Source organism: Providencia sp. Je.9.19 (assembly GCF_051129765.1).
Classification (GTDB): domain Bacteria; phylum Pseudomonadota; class Gammaproteobacteria; order Enterobacterales; family Enterobacteriaceae; genus Providencia.
This window is the reverse complement of record NZ_JBCPSS010000064.1, coordinates 1-255: the sequence shown is the minus strand read 5'-3', so window position 1 is coordinate 255 and position 255 is coordinate 1. Positions and strand designations below refer to the sequence as shown.

General features: G+C 51.4%; 1 protein-coding gene. It reads left to right on the top strand.

Going from position 1 to position 255, the window contains the following annotated elements:
- Positions 1-255 (top strand): fimbrial protein (locus AAZR93_RS21720; protein ID WP_434721054.1); only part of this gene is annotated, 255 nt, incomplete at both ends.

The following is a 255-nucleotide window of genomic DNA, read 5'->3' as shown; positions in this document are numbered from 1 at the left end:
AACCTTGGGTCAGCGGTTTGCGATTGAACTGGCGGATTGTGACTTATCGCTGGGGAACACGGTGAACGTGATGTTTATCGGGACTGAAAGTTTGGCCTTACCGGGATTGTTGACGGTAGGCGATCAAAATCGTGGGGTAGCGATAGGGATAGAGACATTGAGTGCGCAGGCGGTGAAGTTTAACGAAGCGACGGATGCGTTGGCGTTGTCCTCACCGAATTCGCAATTGGAATTTAAGGCGTATGTGCAGGGTGA